General features: G+C 53.3%; 20 protein-coding genes and 1 pseudogene. 15 read left to right on the top strand and 6 right to left on the bottom strand.

What is annotated here, in order from left to right; translation table 11 throughout:
- Positions 1 to 69: 69 nt before the first annotated feature.
- From soxR to NMD08_RS23830, 3 genes are all read left to right on the top strand, one after another.
- A complete protein-coding gene (soxR, locus tag NMD08_RS23840; RefSeq protein WP_003031733.1) occupies positions 70 to 528 on the top strand; it encodes a redox-sensitive transcriptional activator SoxR in 459 nt (152 codons plus the stop codon).
- Between the two features lie 583 nt (positions 529 to 1,111).
- Positions 1,112 to 2,461: a guanine/hypoxanthine transporter GhxP gene (ghxP, locus tag NMD08_RS23835; RefSeq protein WP_003031735.1), complete on the top strand. Its 1,350-nt coding sequence runs from the start codon at positions 1,112 to 1,114 to the stop codon at positions 2,459 to 2,461.
- Between the two features lie 157 nt (positions 2,462 to 2,618).
- Positions 2,619 to 4,265, top strand: coding sequence for a Na+/H+ antiporter (locus NMD08_RS23830; protein ID WP_079938973.1), 1,647 nt, complete (start codon positions 2,619 to 2,621; stop codon positions 4,263 to 4,265).
- Positions 4,266 to 4,345: 80 nt separating this feature from the next.
- Here the strand turns inward: NMD08_RS23830 and NMD08_RS23825 are convergent, their stop codons facing one another.
- Positions 4,346 to 5,236, bottom strand: coding sequence for a LysR family transcriptional regulator (locus tag NMD08_RS23825; RefSeq protein ID WP_370619189.1), 891 nt, complete (start codon positions 5,234 to 5,236; stop codon positions 4,346 to 4,348).
- Positions 5,237 to 5,337: 101 nt separating this feature from the next.
- Here NMD08_RS23825 and NMD08_RS23820 point away from each other — a divergent pair, with 101 nt between their 5' ends.
- From NMD08_RS23820 to NMD08_RS23805, 4 genes are all read left to right on the top strand, one after another.
- On the top strand, positions 5,338 to 5,748 hold the full coding sequence (locus NMD08_RS23820; RefSeq protein ID WP_005132599.1) for a CidA/LrgA family protein: 411 nt from the start codon (positions 5,338 to 5,340) through the stop codon (positions 5,746 to 5,748).
- Complete coding sequence (locus NMD08_RS23815; protein WP_151224611.1) at positions 5,741 to 6,430, top strand: LrgB family protein; 690 nt, start codon at positions 5,741 to 5,743, stop codon at positions 6,428 to 6,430. Before NMD08_RS23820 ends, NMD08_RS23815 begins: the two co-directional genes overlap by 8 nt.
- Positions 6,431 to 6,520: 90 nt before the next feature.
- Positions 6,521 to 7,465 carry a DUF4431 domain-containing protein gene (locus NMD08_RS23810; protein ID WP_279574288.1) on the top strand — a complete coding sequence of 315 codons (945 nt, stop codon included), beginning with the start codon at positions 6,521 to 6,523 and terminating at the stop codon, positions 7,463 to 7,465.
- Between the two features lie 41 nt (positions 7,466 to 7,506).
- Entirely contained in the window at positions 7,507 to 7,887 is a 381-nt protein-coding gene (locus NMD08_RS23805; protein ID WP_151218057.1) for a hypothetical protein, read from the top strand.
- Between the two features lie 50 nt (positions 7,888 to 7,937).
- On the opposite strand, the gene actP is transcribed toward NMD08_RS23805, so the two are convergent.
- The 3 genes from actP to acs form a co-directional block, all read right to left on the bottom strand.
- The gene (gene actP, locus NMD08_RS23800) at positions 7,938 to 9,587 is read right to left on the bottom strand and encodes a cation/acetate symporter ActP (RefSeq protein ID WP_151218056.1); all 1,650 of its coding nucleotides are present in this window, start codon (positions 9,585 to 9,587) and stop codon (positions 7,938 to 7,940) included.
- Entirely contained in the window at positions 9,584 to 9,898 is a 315-nt protein-coding gene (locus NMD08_RS23795; protein ID WP_151218055.1) for a DUF485 domain-containing protein, read from the bottom strand. The genes actP and NMD08_RS23795 overlap by 4 nt, the downstream gene beginning before the upstream one ends.
- Before the next feature lie 236 nt (positions 9,899 to 10,134).
- Positions 10,135 to 12,093: an acetate--CoA ligase gene (acs, locus tag NMD08_RS23790; RefSeq protein WP_151218054.1), complete on the bottom strand. Its 1,959-nt coding sequence runs from the start codon at positions 12,091 to 12,093 to the stop codon at positions 10,135 to 10,137.
- Between the two features lie 434 nt (positions 12,094 to 12,527).
- Between acs and nrfA the strand changes: the two genes are divergently transcribed.
- From nrfA to gltP, 8 genes and pseudogenes are all read left to right on the top strand, one after another.
- Positions 12,528 to 13,964 (top strand): ammonia-forming nitrite reductase cytochrome c552 subunit, encoded by a 1,437-nt coding sequence (nrfA, locus tag NMD08_RS23785; protein WP_151218053.1) that lies wholly within the window; start codon positions 12,528 to 12,530, stop codon positions 13,962 to 13,964.
- Positions 13,965 to 14,008: 44 nt separating this feature from the next.
- Positions 14,009 to 14,575, top strand: coding sequence for a cytochrome c nitrite reductase pentaheme subunit (gene nrfB / locus NMD08_RS23780; protein WP_151218052.1), 567 nt, complete (start codon positions 14,009 to 14,011; stop codon positions 14,573 to 14,575).
- The gene (gene nrfC, locus NMD08_RS23775) at positions 14,572 to 15,243 is read left to right on the top strand and encodes a cytochrome c nitrite reductase Fe-S protein (RefSeq protein ID WP_370619187.1); all 672 of its coding nucleotides are present in this window, start codon (positions 14,572 to 14,574) and stop codon (positions 15,241 to 15,243) included. The genes nrfB and nrfC overlap by 4 nt, the downstream gene beginning before the upstream one ends.
- On the top strand, positions 15,240 to 16,196 hold the full coding sequence (gene nrfD, locus NMD08_RS23770; protein WP_151218050.1) for a cytochrome c nitrite reductase subunit NrfD: 957 nt from the start codon (positions 15,240 to 15,242) through the stop codon (positions 16,194 to 16,196). Before nrfC ends, nrfD begins: the two co-directional genes overlap by 4 nt.
- An 8-nt stretch (positions 16,197 to 16,204) precedes the next feature.
- On the top strand, positions 16,205 to 17,932 hold the full coding sequence (locus NMD08_RS23765) for a heme lyase CcmF/NrfE family subunit (RefSeq protein ID WP_210905483.1): 1,728 nt from the start codon (positions 16,205 to 16,207) through the stop codon (positions 17,930 to 17,932).
- A gap of 25 nt (positions 17,933 to 17,957) precedes the next feature.
- A pseudogene (gene nrfF, locus NMD08_RS23760) lies at positions 17,958 to 18,332 on the top strand (heme lyase NrfEFG subunit NrfF); the annotation flags it as partial.
- Positions 18,329 to 18,949 carry a heme lyase NrfEFG subunit NrfG gene (gene nrfG / locus NMD08_RS23755; RefSeq protein WP_151224613.1) on the top strand — a complete coding sequence of 207 codons (621 nt, stop codon included), beginning with the start codon at positions 18,329 to 18,331 and terminating at the stop codon, positions 18,947 to 18,949. The pseudogene nrfF and the gene nrfG, both read left to right, overlap by 4 nt.
- A 469-nt stretch (positions 18,950 to 19,418) precedes the next feature.
- On the top strand, positions 19,419 to 20,729 hold the full coding sequence (gltP, locus tag NMD08_RS23750; RefSeq protein WP_187253972.1) for a glutamate/aspartate:proton symporter GltP: 1,311 nt from the start codon (positions 19,419 to 19,421) through the stop codon (positions 20,727 to 20,729).
- A gap of 96 nt (positions 20,730 to 20,825) precedes the next feature.
- On the opposite strand, the gene yjcO is transcribed toward gltP, so the two are convergent.
- Both yjcO and fdhF read right to left on the bottom strand, forming a co-directional pair.
- Positions 20,826 to 21,515, bottom strand: a complete 690-nt coding sequence (gene yjcO, locus NMD08_RS23745) for a Sel1 family TPR-like repeat protein YjcO (RefSeq protein WP_151218048.1) — start codon at positions 21,513 to 21,515, stop codon at positions 20,826 to 20,828.
- Between the two features lie 103 nt (positions 21,516 to 21,618).
- Positions 21,619 to 23,766: a formate dehydrogenase subunit alpha gene (gene fdhF / locus NMD08_RS23740; RefSeq protein ID WP_151218047.1), complete on the bottom strand. Its 2,148-nt coding sequence runs from the start codon at positions 23,764 to 23,766 to the stop codon at positions 21,619 to 21,621.
- Positions 23,767 to 23,785: the final 19 nt, after the last annotated feature.

Genomic DNA, 23,785 nt, shown 5'->3' with positions numbered 1-23,785 from the left:
AGTATTCGATTCGTCGTTTTGCCTGCGAGTGAGTATAATTCCTCAAGTTAACTTGAGGTAAAGCAATTTATGGAAAAGAAATTACCCCGAATAAAAGCGCTGCTCACACCAGGTGAAGTCGCAAAGCGTAGCGGTGTGGCGGTATCGACCCTGCATTTCTATGAAAGCAAAGGGTTAATCAGCAGTATGCGCAACAGCGGTAACCAGCGTCGGTACAAACGTGATGTGTTGCGTTACGTGGCGATTATCAAGATTGCTCAACGTATTGGGATCCCGCTGGCAACGATCGGCGACGCGCTGGGCGTATTACCTGAAGGACATTCACTTAGCGCTAAAGAGTGGAAACAACTCTCTTCGCAATGGCGTGAAGAGCTGGATCGACGCATTCATACTTTGGTGTCACTGCGCGATGAGCTGGATGGGTGTATTGGTTGCGGCTGCTTGTCGCGCAGTGATTGTCCGTTGCGTAACCCAGGCGATCAGCTGGGCGAGCAAGGAACCGGGGCGCGGCTGCTGGAAGACGATTGATTGGTATAAAACTAAAGCGCCACAGAGGGCGCTTTAGTTTGGTTCCGGTCTTTGTCTTTCACTCTATCCCGCTGGTTCACGGGAGGGTTTCCCCCGACATCAACACCCCTCAGTCGAACACATTAGGGGAGGTTCCGGTTTGTGTTGATAAGGTAAGTGTAAGCCACCTCTCACCATTTGCCAGTGAAATGGTTATTTTTTAGCCAAAAAAAATTCCCGCATCTTCACCTGTTTTTTTGCGCGAGTTTGCGTGAAAAAGGAACACTCATGTTGTAATCACGCCGCGAAAATTGTTGCCAGATTGCGCATTGACGATAACGTTTGCGCATCGGCTGATTATTTATTGCGCGTTATAAGAAGAAATGAGTAAAAAGCGGCAAAGTTCAGTTGAAAACCAGCGTATGATCGCTGGATAATCGTTTGCTTTTTTTTACCACCCGTTTTTTATGCGCGGAGCTAAACGTTTGCTTTTTTGCGACACCCCTATTGACGCAAACCTGGCACATGGAGAAAACGTTTAGCAGGCAGTGGATTGTCCAGCACGCATAATGACGAAAAAATAAACTCTCAGGGGATGTTTTCTATGTCTACGCCTTCAGCGCGTACCGGCGGTTCACTCGACGCCTGGTTTAAAATTTCGCTTCGCGGCAGTACCGTTCGTCAGGAAGTCGTTGCCGGATTAACGACGTTCCTCGCCATGGTTTACTCCGTTATCGTGGTTCCAGGGATGCTGGGTAAAGCCGGATTCCCGCCTGCCGCTGTATTTGTGGCAACCTGTCTGGTCGCGGGCGTCGGTTCTATTGTGATGGGCTTGTGGGCCAACCTGCCGCTGGCAATTGGTTGCGCCATTTCTCTGACGGCGTTTACCGCATTCAGCCTGGTATTGGGGCAACATATCAGCGTGCCCGTTGCGCTGGGCGCGGTGTTCCTGATGGGGGTCCTGTTTACCATCATTTCCGCGACCGGTATTCGTAGCTGGATCCTGCGCAATTTGCCGCAGGGTGTTGCGCACGGCACGGGAATCGGTATCGGCCTGTTCTTGCTGCTGATTGCGGCAAACGGCGTTGGTCTGGTGATTAAGAACCCGCTGGACGGCCTGCCGGTTGCACTGGGCGACTTCGATACCTTCCCGGTGATAATGTCGCTGGTTGGTCTGGCGGTGATTATTGGCCTCGAAAAACTGAAAGTACCGGGCGGCATCCTGCTGACTATTATCGGTATTTCCATTGTTGGCCTGATTTTCGATCCGGCTGTACATTTCTCCGGTATTTTTGCCATGCCGTCTCTGAGCGACGAAAACGGCAACTCGCTGATCGGCAGCCTGGATATTATGGGCGCACTGAATCCTATCGTTCTGCCGAGCGTGCTGGCGCTGGTCATGACCGCCGTCTTCGATGCGACCGGAACTATCCGTGCCGTAGCCGGACAGGCGAATTTGCTGGATAAAGACGGACAGATTATCGACGGCGGCAAAGCGCTGACCACTGACTCCCTGAGCAGCGTGTTCTCTGGTCTGGTGGGCGCTGCACCTGCGGCGGTCTACATTGAATCCGCAGCGGGTACGGCAGCGGGCGGTAAAACTGGCCTGACAGCGATCACCGTTGGCGTCTTGTTCCTGCTGATCCTGTTCCTCTCTCCGCTCTCGTATCTTGTACCGGTGTACGCCACGGCGCCTGCGCTGATGTATGTAGGCCTGTTGATGCTGAGCAATGTGGCAAAAATCGACTTTGCTGACTTTGTCGACGCAATGGCGGGTCTGGTAACGGCCGTATTTATCGTGCTGACCTGTAACATCGTAACCGGCATTATGATTGGCTTTGCTACCCTGGTGATTGGCCGTCTTGTCTCTGGCGAATGGCGCAAGCTGAACATCGGCACGGTGGTTATCGCTATCGCGCTGGTGGCCTTCTACGCGGGCGGTTGGGCTATCTGATTCTTATTCGATAAAGATCCTGAAAACGGGTGGCTTTGGCCGCCCGTTTTTATTTTCAGAACACACTTGTTGTCTTTTGCGTTACTCTCAATTAGATAGAATTGAGGCACGACGCCTCTCATCACGAATCATAAGAAACATCGCAAACAGGGAACGCATGGAAATCTTTTTTACCATACTCATCATGACCCTTGTGGTCTCGCTGTCGGGGGTATTTACTCGCGTATTGCCCTTCCAACTCCCTCTACCCCTTATGCAGATCGCCATCGGCGCCTTGCTGGCGTGGCCGACGTTTGGTTTGCATGTGGAATTCGATCCTGAGCTATTTTTGGTTCTGTTCATCCCGCCGCTGCTCTTTGCCGATGGCTGGAAGACGCCAACGCGTGAGTTTCTCGAACATGGGCGAGAGATCTTTGGTCTTGCGCTGGCGTTAGTGCTGGTCACGGTGGTCGGGATTGGCTTTATGATTTACTGGCTGGTGCCGGGGATCCCTCTCATCCCGGCCTTTGCGCTGGCTGCCGTCCTGTCGCCAACCGACGCCGTTGCCCTTTCCGGCATTGTGGGGGAGGGACGCATCCCGAAGAAAATCATGGGGATCCTGCAGGGCGAAGCGTTGATGAACGACGCCTCCGGCCTGGTGTCACTAAAATTTGCCGTCGCCGTGGCGATGGGTACGATGGTATTTACCGTTGGCGGCGCAACGCTTGAATTCTTCAAAGTAGCAATTGGCGGTATCCTGGCCGGTTTTGTCGTCAGTTGGCTGTACGGGCGCTCCCTGCGTTTTCTCAGCCGCTGGGGTGGCGATGAGCCGGCAACGCAAATCGTTCTGCTGTTTCTGCTGCCGTTTGCGTCTTACCTGATTGCGGAACACATTGGTGTCTCAGGCATCCTCGCGGCGGTCGCTGCCGGGATGACAATCACCCGTTCCGGGGTGATGCGCCGCGCGCCGTTGGCGATGCGCTTACGTGCTAACAGCACCTGGGCGATGCTGGAATTTGTGTTTAACGGCATGGTTTTCCTGCTGTTAGGGCTGCAGTTGCCGGGGATTCTGGAGTCTTCTTTGGCGGCAGCAGAGGTCGATCCGAACGTTGAAATCTGGATGCTGTTTACCGATATCGTGCTGATTTACGTGGCGCTGATGCTGGTACGTTTTGGCTGGCTGTGGACCATGAAGAAGTTCAGTCTGCGCTTCCTGAAGAAAAAGCCAATGGAATTCGGCTCCTGGACGACGCGTGAAATCCTGATTGCTTCCTTTGCGGGCGTGCGCGGGGCAATAACTCTTGCGGGTGTGCTCTCCATTCCGCTGTTGTTACCGGATGGTAGCGGCTTCCCGGCCCGATATGAGCTGATTTTCCTTGCTGCGGGCGTGATCCTGTTCTCACTGTTTGTTGGCGTAGTAATGCTGCCGATTCTGCTACAGCATCTGGAAGTCGCAGATCACTCGCAGCAGCAAAAAGAGGAACGTATTGCCCGGGCTGCCACGGCGGAAGTCGCGATTGTCGCCATCCAGAAAATGGAGGAGCGCCTGGCCGCGGACAGCGAAGAGAACATCGATAATCAGTTGCTCACCGAGGTGAGTTCACGTGTCATCGGTAATCTGCGTCGACGCGCCGACGGACGCAACGATGTGGAAAGCTCGATGCAGGAAGAAAACCTCGAACGGCGTTTCCGTCTGGCGGCACTGCGCTCAGAACGCGCAGAGCTTTATCACCTGCGTGCCACACGTGAAATCAGTAATGAAACGCTGCAAAAACTACTGCACGACCTGGACTTGCTGGAAGCGCTGTTGATTGAGAACCAGTAACGGTAGTGCCTGATGGCACTACGCTTATCAGGCCTACGGGATTTTGTAGGTCTGATATGGCGTTAGCCGCATCCGGCATTTTACGACGCTTGCATTAGCCAAAAACCTTCGCAACATTTCAGCCATGCCTGGGCGCTGTGCGACAGATATACGCCCTCGCGCCAAATCATACCCAACTGCCAGCGTAAATCACTCTCCAGAGGGATCCAGCGCAAAGTTTGCTTATCCAGACGCTGGCAGATTGGCTCCGGCAAAATGGCGATTCCGACGCCGGCTTGTACCATCGCCGCCAGGAAATCCCACTGCCCGCTGCGTACTGCAATGCGGGGCTTGACGTTGTGCTGGCTAAACAGTTCAAGCAACTGGCGACTCAACGCGAAATCTTCGTTATAGATAAGTAACGGATGCTCCGCTAACGCCTCGGGGGAAATAGATTCGCACGTTGTCCACTGACCGGAGCGAGGGACCAGCACACAGAGCGGATGACTGAAAAGCGGTAAGGTCGCCAGACCGCTTTCTTCCTCAACCGGCAGCGCGGTCATCGCGACATCCAGATCGCCATTCATCACCGCCTGCTGGACGGTTAAGCCGCCAAATTCAGAGACCTTTAGCTCAACGCCGGGATAGCGCTGGCGAAAAAGGCTGATAGGCCCTGCCATCAACATGCCGACCATCGGCGGGATACCGAGGCGCAATAGCCCCTTGTTGAGATGGTTAATGTCGCTGAGTTCCGCTTCAAGCTGGCGAAACTCGGCGAGGATCGCCAGACCGCGCTCGAAAACCACTTGTCCGGTATCAGTCAACAAAAGCCGCCGACCGTCGCGGATTAGCAGCGTGCAGTTAAGCTCGTCTTCAAGATTCTTCAACATCTTGCTGATAGTGGGTTGAGTGACAAAAAGCTTCTCCGCTGCGCGAGTAAAGCTCTGCTGACGAACCACCTCAACAAAATATCGCAGCGTTCTGATATCCATGATTATTCCTTAAGACTATGCCTGCAATGAGTTTAATTCATTTCAGTCCGGGACGGGGGCTCTCTATACTGGCGCTCTCTATTTTTTAAGGACATACCCTCATGGCTGTGGCGATAAGCCGCGTGACGCCTGCTGTCATTCAACGACTTCAGATCCCCGTTCAGGTTCTGCTGTACGCAGGTCTCTTTGTATTTGCTCAATATCTTGTCTCCTGGCTGCATTTGCCGCTTCCTGCCAACCTGGTCGGGATGGTACTGATGCTGGCGTTAATTGTCTGCCGGGTTATCCCGCTGAACTGGATTCGCGCAGGCGCTCGCTGGTTACTGGCTGAAATGCTGCTGTTTTTTGTTCCGGCGGTGGTGGCCGTCGTCAACTATACGCAGCTGCTGCTGGTCGATGGCTGGCGCATATTCGCCGTTATTGCGCTAAGTACGCTGATGGTGCTCGGTGCCACGGCGTGGGTGGTCGATAAAGTGTATCGTTATGAAATGAGCAGGTTAAACCGTGAGTAATTTCCAGCTAAGCGTGTTGTGTCTGGTGATTACGTTGGGTATCTATTTTGCCAACAAGCGCCTGTATCGCCGTTTTCGCAAATTACCGCTGATGCCGCTGGTCCTCACGCCAGCATTGCTGGTGCTGATGTTGGTATTCGGACACATCTCCTGGCAAAACTATATTGGTGAATCGCACTGGCTGCTGTGGCTGTTGGGCCCGGCAACCATTGCGTTTGCCGTTCCGGTGTATGACAACCTTGCGGTGATTAAGCGGCACTGGATGTCGCTGACGGCGGGCGTGGTGACTGCAACGCTGGTGGCTGTCACCAGCTCCGTGTGGTTGGCGCGTTTGTTTATGTTGCCTGATGAGATCCAGCGCAGTCTGGCGGTGCGCTCTGTCACCACGCCATTTGCGCTGGCGGCGGCAGAGCCGTTGGGCGGGCAGCCGGACCTGGTGGCCTTGTTCGTGGTGGTGACCGGCGTATTCGGCATGGCGGTCGGCGATGTGCTGTTTTTACGCCTTTCCATTCGTGAAGGGATGGCGAAAGGCGCAGGATTTGGCGCGGCGTCGCACGGGGCAGGTACGGCGCGCTCTTATGAACTCGGTCAGCAGGAGGGTGTAGTTGCCAGTCTGGTGATGATGCTTTCCGGCGTGGTGATGGTATTGGTTGCGCCGCTGGTGGCGATGGTCATGTTCTGATTTTTCGGTGGACGATATTTTTTCAGGTTTATGTCTCTTACACTGACGGTCCTTTTTTATCGCAGTGTAAGGATACTCAGCGTGAAATATATGTGGCTACTGGTCGGCCTGTTTAGTCATGTCGCATTGGCATATTGCCCCGATGAAGACCAACAGGTGACCCTGCAAGGGGCATTAATCCAACAGACTTTTCCCGGCCCCCCAAACTACGAAAGCATCAAGGATGGTGACGAAGCGGTAACTTATGACTATTTAAAGCTCGATCAGCCGTTTGAGTGTGATTTTGCACCTGAAAATGATGTCGTGCCGGAAGTACAGCTTATTCTTGCTGGCAAACGTCATATTGATTATGCCGATCTGGCTCCCCTTTTAGGAAAAGAGGTCATCCTGAGCGGGAAAACGATGTACGCCCAGATTGGTCGCCACTTTACCCCTGTTCTGCTCATCCTTGATGACGTGAAAGCTGCTGGCACTCTTACCACACCTGAACAGAAGAAGAGCGCGCTGCTTCAGTTTCAGCAGTTCCAGCAGGCGTTGCGTGAGAAAAACGTTGCGGCGTTGAAAACGTATTTTGTATTCCCATTGCCGGGCAGCCTTTTAGATTTTATTCCCTACGATGAATCACAAGATATCGAGACGGAACCGCTTACCGAAGCGGAGTTTGATAAACATGCATTGCAGATTATTGAGGGGTTGCAGAGGCTGAACGACCTTGATGTTAACCCTGACACGTTGACGATAAAAGAACACAGAATTAATGCGCTATCTGCTCAGGAGCAGCAGCGAAAATATTATCCCGCTGATGAAGACGGCCAATTTTATTATGAAGAAAACGGTCAGCGTCACACGGTGGAAGGAACCTGCGATACGGTTGCCGACGGGGAATTTGAAGAGGGTATTTTAAGACTTTCTCAGGGTACCGAGGCGAATGCCCAACTGCCTGGCCTTTCAGAGTATTGTGATGGTGCGTCGATATATGATTTTGAATTGATTGATGGAAAACTCCGCCTGGTGCGCAGTTTTACCGCTGGATAAAAACAATATATTACGTGAGAAACAGAGAATAAGGATATCAAGTGAATATACTCAATGATTTATTTCTGGGCTGGAGAAAAGGTGTTCTGGGACGGTTGAAGTTTTTTCTTTATTTTGTATTGATTACCGTTATTTCATTATTTACAACATGGTTTTTAGTTGCGAATCCTTTTAGCAACTTCGCTATTTTTATCAATTGGCTGGGGATTATTTTAAGCTATTACTGTGGTTTTTTAGTCATCACCAAACGGTATCGGGAGTTGATGCCATTTCCAGTGATCATTGCGATTATTCACTGGGGAGCCGGGTTGCTGGCTTTCTGGAAGGGCTGGCAGTGGCTAAATATTGTGTGCGCGATTGTTTTCCTGTTGCTTATCGCTGTTCCTGCTCGCCGCTTTATAACGGATGAGAATCCCACATAATTGACAGAAATTCTTCCCCGGTCAAAATAACCGGGGAAGAGGAGGTGGGACTAGTGTGCGCGACCTTGTTCTACGCCGTACCCGGTCTGGGAACGGATGAACTGAGCACGGAACTGCTCGCGTTCGCGGTTGCCTTCTTCTGAGTTATCGGTAGCAGAGAAGAACCAGATCCCGAGGAACGCTACGCTGATGGAGAACAGCGCCGGATATTCATACGGGAAAATAGCTTTTTCGTGACCGAGGATTTGGACCCAAATGGTTGGGCCGAGAATCATCAGCACCACAGCCGTCAGCAGACCTAACCAGCCGCCGACCATGGCGCCACGGGTGGTCAGTTTTGACCAGTACATGGAAAGCAGGATGATCGGGAAGTTGCAGCTTGCCGCGATGGCGAACGCCAGGCCTACCATAAAGGCGATGTTCTGATTCTCAAACAGCACGCCGAGCAGGATGGCTATCACACCCAGCACCAGCACGGTAATTTTTGACACCTTCAGTTCTTCACGCTCGGTTGCGCCTTTGCGGAATACGTTGGCGTACAGGTCGTGAGAAACAGCCGAAGCGCCCGCCAGGGTCAGGCCGGCAACCACCGCCAGGATGGTGGCAAACGCCACTGCAGAGATGAAGCCGAGGAACAGGTTACCGCCCACCGCATTCGCCAGGTGAACCGCAGCCATGTTGTTACCACCGATCAATGCGCCTGCAGCATCTTTGTACTCTGGGTTAGCACCTACCAGCATGATCGCGCCAAAGCCGATGATAAAGGTCAGGATGTAGAAATAACCCATAAAGCCGGTGGCATAGAACACGCTCTTACGCGCTTCGCGGGCATCGCTGACCGTGAAGAAACGCATCAGTATGTGCGGTAAACCTGCCGTACCAAACATCAGACCGAGACCTAACGACAAGGCGGATATTGGATCTTTAACCAATCCGCCAGGACTCATAATCGCGGAGCCTTTCGGGTGTACCGCCATCGCTTCGGTGAACAGGTTATTGAAGCTGAAGCCAACGTGCTTCATCACCATAAAGGCCATGAAGCTGGCGCCGAACAGCAGCAGAACAGCTTTAATGATCTGTACCCACGTGGTTGCCAGCATGCCGCCGAACAGCACATACATCATCATCAGCACACCAACCAGGACGACGGCGATGTGATAGTTCAGACCAAACAGCAGCTCAATCAGCTTACCTGCGCCAACCATCTGGGCGATCAAATACAGTGCGACCACCACCAGGGAACCGCAGGCCGACAGAATACGGATTGGCCCCTGCTTCAGACGATAAGAAGCAACGTCTGCAAAGGTGTAACGACCGAGGTTACGCAAACGCTCCGCAATCAGGAACAGGATAATTGGCCAGCCGACCAGGAAGCCGAGCGAGTAGATCAGCCCGTCATACCCAGAGGTAAACACCAGCGCGGAAATCCCGAGAAACGATGCCGCCGACATATAGTCGCCCGCAATCGCCAGCCCGTTCTGGAAACCGGTGATGTTACCACCGGCGGTGTAGTAGTCATTACGTGAACGTACCCGCTTAGACGCCCAGTAGGTGATACCGAGCGTAAAGATGACGAAAATCAGGAACATGACAATCGCCTGCCAGTTGGTTGGCTGGCGTTGAACTGCACCGCTAATAGCATCCGCCGCGTTTGCAGCGAAGGGCAGCGTGGCGGCAAGCGCCGTCAGGACTCTCTTCATGATGCTTTAACCTCGTGCAGAACCGCATTGTTCAGGCGATCGAATTCACTGTTTGCCCGCCAGATATAGATCCCGGTCAGGATGAAGGAGATAAGGATCACTCCGACCCCAATCGGAATACCCCGGGTGACGCTGGTTCCCGCGTGGAGCGGTGTACCCAGCCAGCCAGGCGCAAAAGCAATCAGTAAAATAAAGCTGATATAAACTGCCAGCATGATGATGGACAGAATGGTGGCAAACCGTTGCCGTTTTTCAACTAATTCCCTGAAATGCGCACTGTCTTCTATCCGCTGATAAATTTGGTCATTCATCACAGAATCTCCAGAGGTCCCCCTGCGTCTTTCGTGCTACAGGTTCGTTGGCCGCACTTGCCTACCCCAGCCACATAGTGATCTATGCTCCTGGGGATATGCTTGCTGGTCGCCTTCCTGTAACACGAAATCCTTTGGGGGAGGGTTTTTATATTTCCCTCCCGGTCAGGGGAGGGGTAGGGATAGGATTTGTAGGCCCGATAAGCAGCGCGCCATCGGGCATTTCATGGTTATCGTTATGATGGCATTGCGATGGCCTGCTTCTCTTCGAGCAGTTTCTCTACCACGCCAGGATCGGCGAGGGTTGAGGTATCGCCCAGATTACTGGTATCGCCCGCCGCGATTTTTCGCAAAATACGGCGCATGATTTTGCCTGAGCGGGTTTTCGGCAGTGAGTCGGTCCAGTGCAGTACGTCTGGGGTTGCCAGCGGGCCAATTTCTTTACGTACCCAGTTGCGAACTTCGGCGTACAGCTCAGGTGACGGCTCTTCGCCGTGATTCAGCGTGATGTAGGCATAGATCGCCTGGCCTTTAATATTATGTGGGATACCGACCACTGCGGCCTCGGCAATCTTCGGATGTGCCACCAGCGCCGATTCGATTTCAGCCGTTCCCAGACGGTGACCGGAGACGTTTAGCACATCGTCCACACGTCCGGTGATCCAGTAATAGCCGTCTTCGTCACGACGCGCGCCGTCGCCGCTGAAGTACATATTTTTGAAGGTAGAGAAGTAGGTTTGCTCAAAGCGTTCGTGATCGCCAAACAGCGTTCTCGCCTGACCCGGCCATGAGTCGGTAATCACCAGGTTGCCTTCGGTCGCGCCTTCCAGCGGGTTACCTTCGTTATCGACAATTGCAGGCTGTACGCCAAAGAATGGACGGGTGGCGGAACCGGCTTTCAGCTCGGTAGCGCCTGGCAGTGGGGTGATCATGAATCCCCCTGTTTCGGTCTGCCACCAGGTATCAACGACCGGACATTTTTCGTTGCCGATCTTCTTCCAGTACCACTCCCATGCTTCCGGGTTGATCGGCTCGCCAACGGAACCCAGGATACGCAGCGATGAACGGTCAGTACCTTCAATTGCTTTATCGCCTTCGGCCATCAGGGCGCGGATGGCGGTCGGTGCGGTATACAGAATATTGACCTGGTGCTTGTCCACAACCTGCGACATACGCGCCGGGGTTGGCCAGTTTGGTACGCCTTCGAACATCAGCGTGGTTGCGCCGCAGGCCAGCGGACCGTACAACAAATAGCTGTGCCCGGTTACCCAACCCACGTCCGCGGTACACCAGTAGATATCGCCCTGATGGTAGTCAAATACATACTTAAAGGTGGTGGCGGCGTAGACCAGATATCCGCCGGTGGTATGCAGCACGCCTTTCGGCTTGCCGGTTGAACCGGAGGTATACAGGATAAACAGCGGATCTTCCGCGTTCATTTCTTCTGGCTGATGGTCCGGGCTGGCTTTCTCAATAAGATCGGACCACCACAGGTCACGGCCTTCCTGCCATTCCGTTTTTCCACCGGTACGTTTGAGGACGACCACATGCTCCACGGTCTTCACGTTCGGGTTTTTCAGCGCATCATCGACGTTCTTTTTCAGCGGGATGCTGCGTCCAGCGCGCACGCCTTCATCGGCGGTGATCACCAGGCGAGAATTGGAATCGATGATACGTCCAGCGACGGCTTCCGGCGAGAACCCGCCGAAGATGACCGAATGCACTGCGCCAATACGGGCGCAAGCCAGCATGGCTACCGCAGCTTCCGGAACCATTGGCATATAGATCGCCACCACATCGCCTTTTTTAATGCCTAAATCCAGCAATGTATTAGCAAAACGGCAGACATCGCGATGCAGTTCGCGATAGGTAATGTTTTTACTCTGGGTAGCATCATCGCCTTCCCAGATGATGGCGGTACGATCGCCGTTTTCCTGCAGATGGCGGTCAAGGCAGTTTGCGGCCAGATTCAGGGTGCCGTCTTCGTACCATTTAATCGACACGTTGCCGGGTGCAAAGGAAGTGTTCTTCACCTGGCTGTATGGCTTGATCCAATCAATAATTTTTCCCTGTTCGCCCCAAAATGTGTCGGGCTCGTTAACGGATTGCTGGTATTTCTCTGCGTACTGCTCCGGATTTATCAGGCAACGATCCGCAATGTTTGCGGGAATAGCGTGTTTATGTATTTGGCTCATGGCTTTTGTTCTCCTTGTAGGATGTTAATAATATGTCTCATAAACGTTAAATGTAGGGGCTTTGAGAGTTTTGTTTAGTATTTGCGCGGCAGATCACGCAATAAACGAATTGTGCAAATTAGCGACAAACTGAATTTTGAAGAGAACTAGCAAAAATTGACTAAATCTCGCGATAACATGTAGTTATCTAAAGGATTGTTGAAAAGGTGATCTGTCTCTGAATTAGACAAAAGAGGGTGCAATCAGAGGGGGTTACTAACTCTAAAGTGGTATTTTACATACACTTACAATTGATTAAAGACAACATTTTCAGTGTGGTTTCTTGTTACAAATAGGGTGGAGCAATGTCATGACAGTATTCGTGTGGTTGCTGTTATGGAAAACAATAAAAGAACCGCCATTGCAGATAATGGCGTCATCTGGATGAGACCCCTATGGCAAGGATAAAATCACGCGTACGCCGTTTCTTCAGCCTGTTAGTACCTTTATTATTTATCTCTGCAGTTCACGCTGAACAAACCCCCGTACCCGCAAAAAACGTCACCGTTGAAGCGAAGAATGAAGTCTTCGCGCCTCAGCATCCCGATCAATATCTCTCCTGGAAAGCCACGTCTGAGCAATCAGCCCGTGAAGATGCGCTGGCAGAAGATCCGCGTCTGGTGATCCTGTGGGCGGGATATCCCTTCTCGCGCGATTACAACAAACCGCGTGGACACGCGTATGCCGTGACCGATGTCCGTGAAACCTTACGTACAGGCGCACCCAAAACGGCAGAAGATGGTCCGTTGCCGATGGCCTGTTGGAGCTGTAAAAGCCCGGACGTGGCGCGTCTGATCCAGAAAGACGGTGAAGATGGCTACTTCCACGGTAAATGGGCGCGCGGCGGTCCTGAAATTGTTAACAATCTTGGCTGCGGCGATTGCCATAACACCGCGTCACCAGACTTTGCCAAAGGCAAGCCAGAACTGACGCTGTCGCGCCCTTATGCAGAACGCGCGATGGAAGCAATCGGCAAACCGTTTGAGAAAGCCGGTCGCTTCGATCAGCAATCCATGGTCTGCGGCCAGTGCCACGTGGAATACTACTTCGACGGTAAAAACAAAGCCGTTAAGTTCCCGTGGGACGACGGCATGAAAGTCGAGAACATGGAGAAATACTACGATACCATCGCCTTCTCTGACTGGACCAACTCCCTGTCTAAAACGCCAATGCTGAAAGCGCAGCACCCGGAGTATGAAACCTGGAGCGCAGGCATTCACGGCAAGAACAATGTGACCTGTATCGACTGCCACATGCCGAAAGTGCAGAACGCGGAAGGCAAGATTTACACCGACCATAAGATTGGTAATCCGTTCGATAATTTCGCTCAGACCTGTGCGAACTGCCACACCCAGGACAAAGCGTCCCTGCAAAAAGTGGTCGCCGAGCGTAAACAGGCCATTCATGACCTGAAAATCAAAGTTGAAGACCAGCTTGTTCGTGCGCACTTTGAAGCGAAAGCCGCATGGGATGCGGGTGCGACCGAAGCGGAAATGAAGCCGATTCTGGAAGATATCCGTCACGCGCAATGGCGTTGGGACCTGGCTATCGCCTCACACGGTATTCACATGCACGCCCCGGAAGAAGGTTTGCGGATGCTGGGTAGCGCAATGGATAAAGCTGCCGATGCGCGTACCAAACTGGTCCGTTTGCTGGCAACTAAAGGCATCACGCATGAAATCCCGTTACCGGATATCTCTACTAAAGAGAAAGCCCAGGCAGCGATTGGTCTGAATATGCAGCAAATCAATGCTGAGAAACAGGACTTCATCAAAACGGTGATTCCGCAGTGGGAAGATCAGGCGCGTAAAAACGGTCTGTTAAGCCAATAACCCCATTTCGCCCCGCAAGGGGCGGATAACTCAACGGAGTGAATATGAGCGTATTACGTTCGTTATTAACTGCTGGGGTGCTGGCGTCAGGCTTGTTCTGGAGCCTGAGTGGAATCACAGCCACGCCAACGCCGCAGGAGTCGGATCAACGCTGGACGGTTACCCAACAGCGTAATCCAGATGCCGCCTGTCTGGATTGCCATAAGCCCGATACCGAAGGCATGCATGGTAAGCATGCAGACGTTATCAACCCGAATAACAAACTGCCGGTCACTTGCACTAACTGTCACGGCCAGCCGTCACCGAACCACCGTGAAGGGGTGAAGGATGTGATGCGTTTTAATGAGCCGATGTACAACGTGGAGCAGCAAAACAGCGTCTGTATGTCCTGTCACCTGCCTGAGCAGTTGCAAAAAGCGTTCTGGCCGCACGATGTCCACGTAACCAAAGTGGCGTGTGCCAGCTGTCACTCGCTGCATCCGAAGCAAGACACGATGCAGACGCTAAGCGATAAAGGACGGATCAAGATTTGCGTCGATTGCCACAGCGATCAGCGTAACAATCCGAACTTTAACCCGGCGTCGGTTCCGTTGCTTAAGGAGCATCCATGAGTTGCTCTCGTCGCCAGTTTATCACCGGCGTCGGCGCGCTGGTGGCAGTGAGCGGGACGGCGGGACGCGTTGTGGCGAAGACGCTGAACATCAACGGCGTACGTTACGGTATGGTTCATGATGAGTCTTTATGCATTGGCTGTACGGCCTGCATGGATGCTTGTCGGGAAGTTAACAACGTGCCGGAAGGCGTATCGCGTCTGACGATTATTCGCAGCGAGCCGCAAGGGACATTTCCTGATGTGAAGTATCGCTTCTTCCGTCACTCGTGCCAGCATTGCGATCACGCTCCCTGCGTTGACGTCTGCCCGACGGGGGCATCGTATCGCGATGCCGCCAACGGCATTGTGGATGTGAACCCGGACCTTTGCGTTGGCTGCCAGTACTGTATCGCCGCGTGTCCTTACCGTGTGCGCTTTATCCATCCGGTGAGCAAAACGGCGGATAAATGCGATTTCTGCCGGAAAACCAACCTGAAAGCGGGCAAACAGCCCGCCTGCGTTGAGTCATGTCCGACGAAGGCGCTGATGTTTGGTAATCTGGACGATCCCAACAGCGATATCTCCCGCTTGTTGCAGCAGAAAACTACCTACCGTTACAAGCTGGCGTTGGGCACAAAACCGAAGGTCTACCGCGTTCCCTTTAAATTTGGGGAGGTGAGCCAATGACATCCGCTTCTGCATTTCATTTCGAATCACTGGTGTGGGACTGGCCTATTGCCATCTATCTGTTCCTGATAGGCATCTCCGCTGGACTGGTCACGCTGGCAATTTTGCTACGTCGTTTCCATCCGGAGGCGGGCGGTTCAGACAGTACGCTGTTGCGCACCACGCTGGTGTTAGGGCCCGGGGCGATTATCTTCGGTTTGCTGATTCTGGTGTTCCACCTGACGCGCCCATGGACTTTCTGGAAACTGATGTTCCACTACAGCTTCACTTCGGTGATGTCGATGGGGGTCATGCTGTTTCAGTTATACATGGTGGTGTTAGTGCTGTGGCTGGCAAAAATCTTTGAAAAAGAGGTGATTGCACTGCAGCAGCGGTTCGTGCCGCGACTGACGATTGTGTCAAAACTCCTGACACTAATCACGCCGTTCCATCGTGCGCTTGAGACGCTGATGCTGGTACTGGCGGTCCTGCTCGGGGCGTATACCGGGTTCCTGCTGTCGGCGCTGAAATCCTACCCGTTCCTGAATAACCCGATCCTGCCGGTGCTGTTCCTGTTTTCCGGGATCTCCTCCGGCGCGGCGGTGGCGCTGATCGCCATGGCGTTACGTCATCGTAGCAATCCGCACAGTACTGAAGCGCACTTTGTGCATCGCATGGAAGTCCCGGTGGTATGGCTGGAGATCTTCCTGCTGGCGGCGTTCTTCGTCGGCCTGGCGCTGGGCGATGACGGCAAAATGCGCGCGCTGGCGGCGGCACTGGGCGGCGGATTCTGGACCTGGTGGTTCTGGCTGGGCGTGGCCGGGCTTGGGTTGATACTGCCGATGCTGCTAAAACCCTGGGCCAATCGCAGTTCGACGTTTCATGGCGTGCTGGCAGTGTGCGGCGCCAGCCTGACCGGCGTACTGCTGCTGCGCTTTTTTATTCTCTATGCGGGTCAGCTAACCGTTGCGTAAGGTGATTTCTGGACGTTCTCCTTCCTGAAGCCGGTTTTCTGGCACTGTTATTAAGCCTCGGGGTCAACGTATTGACCCCGCTTGCCGTGTTGGTGGGTGTCCGCCAGCGCTGGCAAGGCCTGATGCGCCTGGCAAGTGTGGGCGTGTGGACGCAATTTTCGCTGCTGATGCTGGCCTTTGCCATTCTGGTATTCTGCTTTCTGACCAGTGACTTTTCGGTAGTCTATGTTGCGCAGCATAGCTACAGTCTGCTGCCGTGGGGGTTAAAACTGGCCGCGGTGTGGGGCGGGCATGAAGGGTCGCTGCTGCTGTGGGTGCTGTTTCTTTCCGGCTGGAGCGCGCTGTTCGCTTTTTGCTATCGACGTGACACCGATGCGCTGTTTCCGCTGACGCTCAGCGTCCTCTCAATGATAACGGCCCTGCTGCTGTTGTTTGTGGTGGTATGGTCCGATCCGTTTGTGCGCATCTTCCCGCCAGCCATTGAAGGGCGTGACCTTAATCCGATGTTGCAACATCTCGGGTTAATCCTCCATCCGCCGCTGCTGTACCTGGGTTATGGTGGTTTAATGGTGGCGGCAGGCGTGGCGCTGGCTTCGCTGCTGCGCGGTGACTTTAATGCACAAAGCGCCTGGGTGTGCTGGCGCTGGGCGCTGCCCGGTTGGTGCGCTCTGACGCTGGGGATTATTCTCGGCTCCTGGTGGGCGTACTGCGAGCTGGGCTGGGGGGGCTGGTGGTTCTGGGACCCGGTAGAAAACGCTTCCTTATTGCCCTGGCTTTCCGCCAGCGCGCTGCTGCATAGCTTATACATCACGCGCCAGCGCGGGATCTTCCGCCATTGGTCGCTGCTGCTGGCGATTGTCACGCTGATTTTATCGCTGCTGGGGACGTTGATTGTGCGTTCCGGCATTCTCGTTTCAGTACATGCCTTCGCGCTGGATAACGTCCGCGCCGCGCCGCTGTTTGCGCTGTTTACCGTATTGAGCCTGGCGTCGCTCGGGCTGTATGCCTGGCGCGGGCAGAATATTCGTCAACGTGCGCATTTTGGCGGCTGGTCGCGCGAGATGCTGATTCTGGTTGCGCTACTGCTTTTTTGCGCGGTGCTGATGATTGTGCTGATTGGCACGCTCTACCCGATGATTTACGGACTGTTCGGTTGGGGACGGCTCTCTGTGGGCGCACCGTACTTTAATCGTGCGACGCTACCCTTTGGGCTGCTGATGCTGCTGGTTATCGTGATGGCAACGTTCAGAAGTCGCAAAGTACCTGTACGTGCTCAGCTTCCGGCGCTGCTGGCGCATGCCGGGGTTTTGGTGTTTGCCGTCGGGATTGTCTTTTCCTGCGGGAGTCGTCAGGAGATAAGCCTGAACCTGAGCCCGGGGCAGCAGGTGGAACTGGCAGGCTACATTTTCCGTTTTGAGCGTCTGGACCTGGAAGCAAAAGGTAACTACACCAGTGAAAAAGCGCAGATCACGCTGTGGCAGGATGAAAAACGCATTGGCAGCCTGCAGCCTGAAAGGCGCTTCTATGCCGCGCGCCGTCAACAGATGATGGAGCCGGGGATCCGCTGGAATCTGTTACATGACTGGTACGCGGTGATGGGCGAAAAAACAGGACCGGACCGTTATGCCATGCGCTTGTACGTGCAGACCGGCGTACGTTGGATTTGGGGCGGAGGGCTATTAATGGTCTTTGGCGCGCTGCTGAGTGGATGGCGAGGGAGGAAACGTGATGCGTAATATCTGCGGTTTTATCGTTCTGTTTTTTATCACTTTCGCTACGCATGCCCAGGTTGTGGACACATGGACTTTTGCCAACCCACAACAGCAGGAGAAAGCGCTGTCGATTGCCAGTCAGCTGCGCTGCCCGCAGTGCCAAAACCAAAACTTGCTGGAATCCAATGCGCCGGTAGCGGTCAGCATGCGCCATCAGGTTTACAGCATGGTGGCGGAAGGGAAAAGTGAAGCCGAGATAACCACGTGGATGACCGATCGTTACGGCGATTTCGTGCGGTATAACCCGCCGTTGAATGAGCAAACGCTGCTGCTGTGGGCGTTGCCGTGCCTGCTGCTGTTACTTGTAGGGGTGGTGGTCTGGCGGGTGAGAAGGCGTCAGCGCGCAGAGGACGAAGTGTCATGAGCCAACCCGTATATTCTACAGCGTCGTTACGACCAATGCCCGTGAAGCGGCTGACTGCTGTGGTGGTGGTGATGGTTGTGGCCTGCATCGGTGGTTATCTGTTGACGTCAAAATGGCAGGCGGTACGGCAGGAACAGGCCCGACTGGCAGATCCATTACATGCGTTCTCCGATGAAAACGTTCAGGAAAAACAGCTGCTTTCCTTACAATCGCAAATTCGTGCCAATCCACGTGATAGTGTGAAATGGGCGCAACTCGGCGAGTATTATCTTTGGCAAAACGCGTATCATAATGCGCTGCTGGCCTACGAGCAGGCGCTGCGTGTCGGTGGTGAAAATGCTGAGATTTATTCAGCGATGGCAACGGTATTGTATTACCAGGCCGGACAACATATGACGCCGCCCACTCGCGAAATGATTGATAAGGCTCTGGCGCTGGACCCGGCTGAGGTGACAGCGCTGATGCTGCTAGCCTCAGATGCGTTTATGCAGGCCGACTATTCGCAGGCCATTTTGCAGTGGCAAAAGGTACTCGATTTAAACTCGCCGAGAGTCAACCGGGCGCAACTGATTGACTCGATTAATATGGCGAAATTACTGCAGAATCGGCAAAAATAATTTTGTTTTTTTTGTGATTTGTATCATTTGGCCTGTTTAAAAAACAGGCGAACGAACAAACGGACAAAAAAAACTCATGCCATGACTTCTTCATTTTTGAACATATTAAAATTCTTTTATAACAAAAAGTTATTCATACTTAGTGCGATAAAATTGCATTTTTATGCATAAATTCAGCTAAAGTCCCTGTTCTTAGAGGGTTGCGCTGAATGCCATGCAGATGATAATGATAATATACCCGTCATACTTCAAGTTGCAGGTGTGTTGGCTTTCCTCGCTCACCCCAGTCACTTACTGGCGTAAGCTCCTGGGAATTCGCTGCGTCGCCGCCTTCCTGCAACTCGAATTATTTAGGGTATAAGCGTTAAAAAACTCCATAAACGAACGCAACACAAATCATACCCTTTCAGTATGTACTATTCCCATTCTTTATAGGTGGAATAGCGCTCCATCGAGGAAGTCCGTTGTTATGAAAAATTTGAAAGTCAGCCTGGCATGGCAGATTCTAATCGCTATGGTGCTGGGCATTCTGCTAGGGAGTTACCTGCATTACCATAGTGACAGCCGCGAATGGCTGGTGGTGAACCTGCTGTCACCGGCGGGCGATATCTTTATCCATCTGATTAAAATGATTGTCGTGCCGATTGTTATCTCCACGCTGGTGGTTGGAATTGCCGGGGTGGGTGATGCAAAACAACTGGGCCGTATTGGCGCCAAAACCATTCTCTATTTCGAAGTGATCACCACCGTAGCGATTATTCTTGGTATTACGCTGGCGAATGTGTTCCAGCCGGGTTCCGGGATTGATATGTCGCAACTGGCGACCGTGGATATTTCGAAATATCAAAATACGACCGCAGAAGTGCAGAGCCACGCGCATGGCTTGATGGGCACGATTGTGTCGCTGGTGCCGACTAACATCGTTGCGTCGATGGCGAAAGGCGATATGTTGCCGATTATCTTCTTCTCGGTGCTGTTTGGTTTAGGCTTGTCTTCCCTACCAGCAACTCACCGCGAGCCGCTGGTGACCGTGTTCCGCTCGATTTCCGAAACCATGTTTAAAGTGACCCACATGGTGATGCGCTATGCGCCAGTCGGTGTTTTTGCGCTGATTGCTGTGACCGTCGCGAACTTTGGTTTTGCCTCACTGTGGCCGCTGGCGAAGCTGGTGCTGTTAGTGCATTTCGCCATTCTGTTCTTCGCACTGGTGGTGTTGGGGATTGTGGCGCGTATTTGTGGTTTGAGCATCTGGATCCTGATCCGCATTCTGAAAGATGAGCTGATTCTGGCCTACTCTACCGCCAGTTCCGAGAGCGTACTGCCGCGTATTATCGAGAAGATGGAAGCCTACGGCGCACCAGCTTCAATCACCAGCTTTGTTGTACCAACTGGTTACTCATTTAACCTTGATGGTTCAACGCTGTACCAGAGTATTGCCGCTATTTTCATTGCGCAGCTGTACGGTATCGACCTGTCGCTGTGGCAGGAAATCGTATTAGTACTGACGCTAATGGTCACGTCGAAAGGGATTGCGGGCGTGCCGGGCGTCTCTTTTGTGGTACTGCTGGCAACGCTGGGCAGCGTCGGGATCCCACTGGAAGGTCTGGCGTTTATCGCCGGTGTTGACCGTATCCTCGACATGGCGCGTACCGCGCTGAACGTAGTTGGGAATGCGCTGGCGGTGCTGGTTATCGCCAAGTGGGAGCACAAATTTGACCGCAAAAAGGCGCTGGCCTACGAGCGCGAGATGCTGGGTAAATTTGATAAGACCGCGCAGTAATTGGTGATGGTCGCCTGACAGCGACGCTCACGCGTCTTATCCGGCCTACACATCCTTTGTAGGCCGGATAAGCGTAGCGCCATCCGGCAACCAGCATCAACCATTGGTCAGCTTTTCAAACTCTTCACAGCCGGTATCAAATCCTTCCATACAGCTCAGATTCAGCCAGTGCAGCGCTTTCTGTTTATTCTTCACGATAAAACCCTGCTCGCCGTTTAAGAACATCATTCCGGCCCAGTACTCTGAATAACCGGTGCGGGAGATGGCGGAGCTGCGTTTGAAATACCACGTCGCTTTTTCATCGTCTGCGGGGATCCCCACGCCATTGGCGTAAATCAGCCCGAGCAGCATTTGCGCGTCGACGGCGGAGTCATTTTCCAGATCTTCAGAGGCGTTTTGCAGCAAAGTGATGGCTTTGGGGTAATCGGTGCGGCCTGCCTGGGTGTTGACCAGAATCCGCGCCAGGGTGAGTTCACCTGCTTTACTGCCCGCTTTGGCTGCCTTTTCCGCCAGCGTTTTGGCCTGGGGGTAATCCAGACTGACCGGATTCGTAATTTTGATTTGCGCCAGTAGCGCGCAGGCGTCGGCATCGCCATTGTCTGCGGCTTTTTGCGCCCAATACTCGGCTTTGCTCAAATCGCCCGAACTGAACCAGGTATCGGCAAGAAAATACTGTGCGCGACGGTCCCCTGCCTCAGCGGCCTGTAAGTACTGGCTTCCTGGCTCAGTATCACTGGCATGGGCAAAGAATGTCATAAAGAACATCAATGCAATGAGTTGTTTCATTTTGAGTTTTATTTAGGGTACGGAATGAACAGTATAAAGAGATCGTATGGATAAAAAAACAGCCTCCGGGCGGAGGCTGTTGTAGAACAGGTACGTAAACGGACTAACCCATCGCGCTTTCGCGCAGGCTGGCTTTCAGCTTGGTGTACTCATCAATCACATACTGTTCGGCGGCGCGCTGATCGGTAATGCGTTCAACGTTAACGGCACAGTACTTGTACTCCGGCGTTTTGGTAATCGGGCTTAAATTCTCGGTTACCAGCTCATTACATGCCCCAATCCACCATTGGTAGGTCATGTAAATCGCGCCTTTGTTCGGACGATCGCTGACCGCCGCACGGGTAATGACCCGACCTTTACGCGAGTTAACCCACACCAAATCTTCGTCCTGAATGCCCAGGCGTTCTGCGTCGGCAGTATTGATCTGGGCATAACCCGGCTCATCCGCCAGCGCGGCCAGCGCCGCACAGTTACCGGTCATCGAACGACAAGAGTAGTGGCCGACTTCACGTACCGTAGACAGTACCATTGGGTACTCTGGGGTGAGTTTGTCGATTGGCGCTACCCAGTCGCAGGTGAAGAACTGCGCCAGGCCGTTCGGGGTGTCGAACTTCTCTTTAAAGAGGTAAGACGTCCCCTGGTCGGCATCAGAGGTGTCGCGACAAGGCCACTGGATATAACCCAGTTCACCCATTTTCTCATACGTTGCACCGTAGAAATCCGGGCACAGATGACGCAACTCATCCCAGATTTCCTGGGTGTTGTTGTAGTGCATCGGGTAGCCCATACGGGTGGCGATTTCACTGATAATCTGCCAGTCCGTTTTCAGATCCCACTTAGGCTCAACGGCTTTAAAGAAGCGCTGGAAGCCACGGTCAGCCGCTGAGAAGACGCCTTCATGCTCGCCCCATGACGTAGATGGTAAAATAACGTCTGCGGCAGCGGCGGTTTTGGTCATGAAGATATCCTGCACGATGACCAGTTCCAGATCCTCAAAGCCTTTGCGTACTGCGGAGAGTTCAGCATCGGTCTGTAATGGATCTTCACCCATGATGTACGCTGCACGGACTTCGCCATGCGCCGCACGGTGCGGCAGTTCGCTGATGCGATAACCAGTGTGTGCAGGCAGACTTTCCACGCCCCAGGCTTTAGCGAACTTCTCGCGGTTTTCCGGGAACTTAACGTACTGATAGCCCGGATAGGTATCCGGTAGCGCGCCCATATCGCATGCGCCCTGAACGTTGTTCTGGCCACGAACTGGGTTAACGCCCACGCTTGGCTTACCGAGGTTGCCGGTCAGCATGGCGAGGCTAGTCAGTGAACGTACGGTTTCCACGCCCTGATAGAACTGGGTGACACCCATGCCCCACAGGATGGCCGCGCTTTTCGCCGTGGCATACATACGTGCAGCCTGACGAATATCCTGCGCGCTAACGCCAGTGATATCTTCGACGGACTCCGGCGTGTAGCCTTCGACAATTTTGCTGTACTCTTCGAAGCCTTCTGTACGGGAAGCGACAAACGCCTGGTCGTACAGTTTTTCTTCGATGATGACATGACCCATAGCGTTGAGCAGCGCGATGTTCGAGCCGTTTTTCAACGCGATGTGCATGTCGGCAATACGCGCGGTTTCAATTTTGCGCGGATCGCAGACGATGATTTTCGCCCCGTTACGTTTAGCGTTAATCACGTGATTCGCCACGATCGGGTGGGAATCCGCCGGGTTATACCCGAAGATGAACACTAAATCTGTGTTATCAATTTCATTGATAGCATTACTCATTGCGCCGTTACCGACCGATTGGTGCAGACCTGCAACCGATGGGCCGTGTCAGACGCGAGCGCAGCAGTCGACGTTATTGGTACCAATAACGGCGCGCGCGAATTTTTGCATTACATAGTTGGTTTCGTTACCTGTACCGCGAGATGAACCGGTCGTCTGAATAGCGTCCGGGCCATACTTCGCTTTGATGGCGCTCAGACGAGTGGCGACGTAATCAAGGGCTTCATCCCAGGAAACAGATTCCAGTTTGCCGCCACGCTGGCGACGGATCATTGGGGTTTTCAGGCGAGGGGTCAGGATCTGGGTATCATTGATAAAATCCCAGCCATAGTAGCCCTTCAGACACAGGGTACCCTGGTTGGTTTTCCCCTGCGCCGCTTCAGCCCGGACGATTTTGCCGTTATCGACCACCAGGTTGATTTTGCAACCTGATGCGCAATATGGGCAAACCGTGACGACTTTTTTCATCGGTCTCGCTCCAGTTAAT

Source organism: Citrobacter meridianamericanus (assembly GCF_041320245.1).
GTDB classification, from domain to species: Bacteria; Pseudomonadota; Gammaproteobacteria; order Enterobacterales; family Enterobacteriaceae; genus Citrobacter; species Citrobacter meridianamericanus.
The sequence above is the reverse complement of the archived record's forward strand: the minus strand, read 5'-3'. Positions and strand labels throughout refer to the sequence as shown.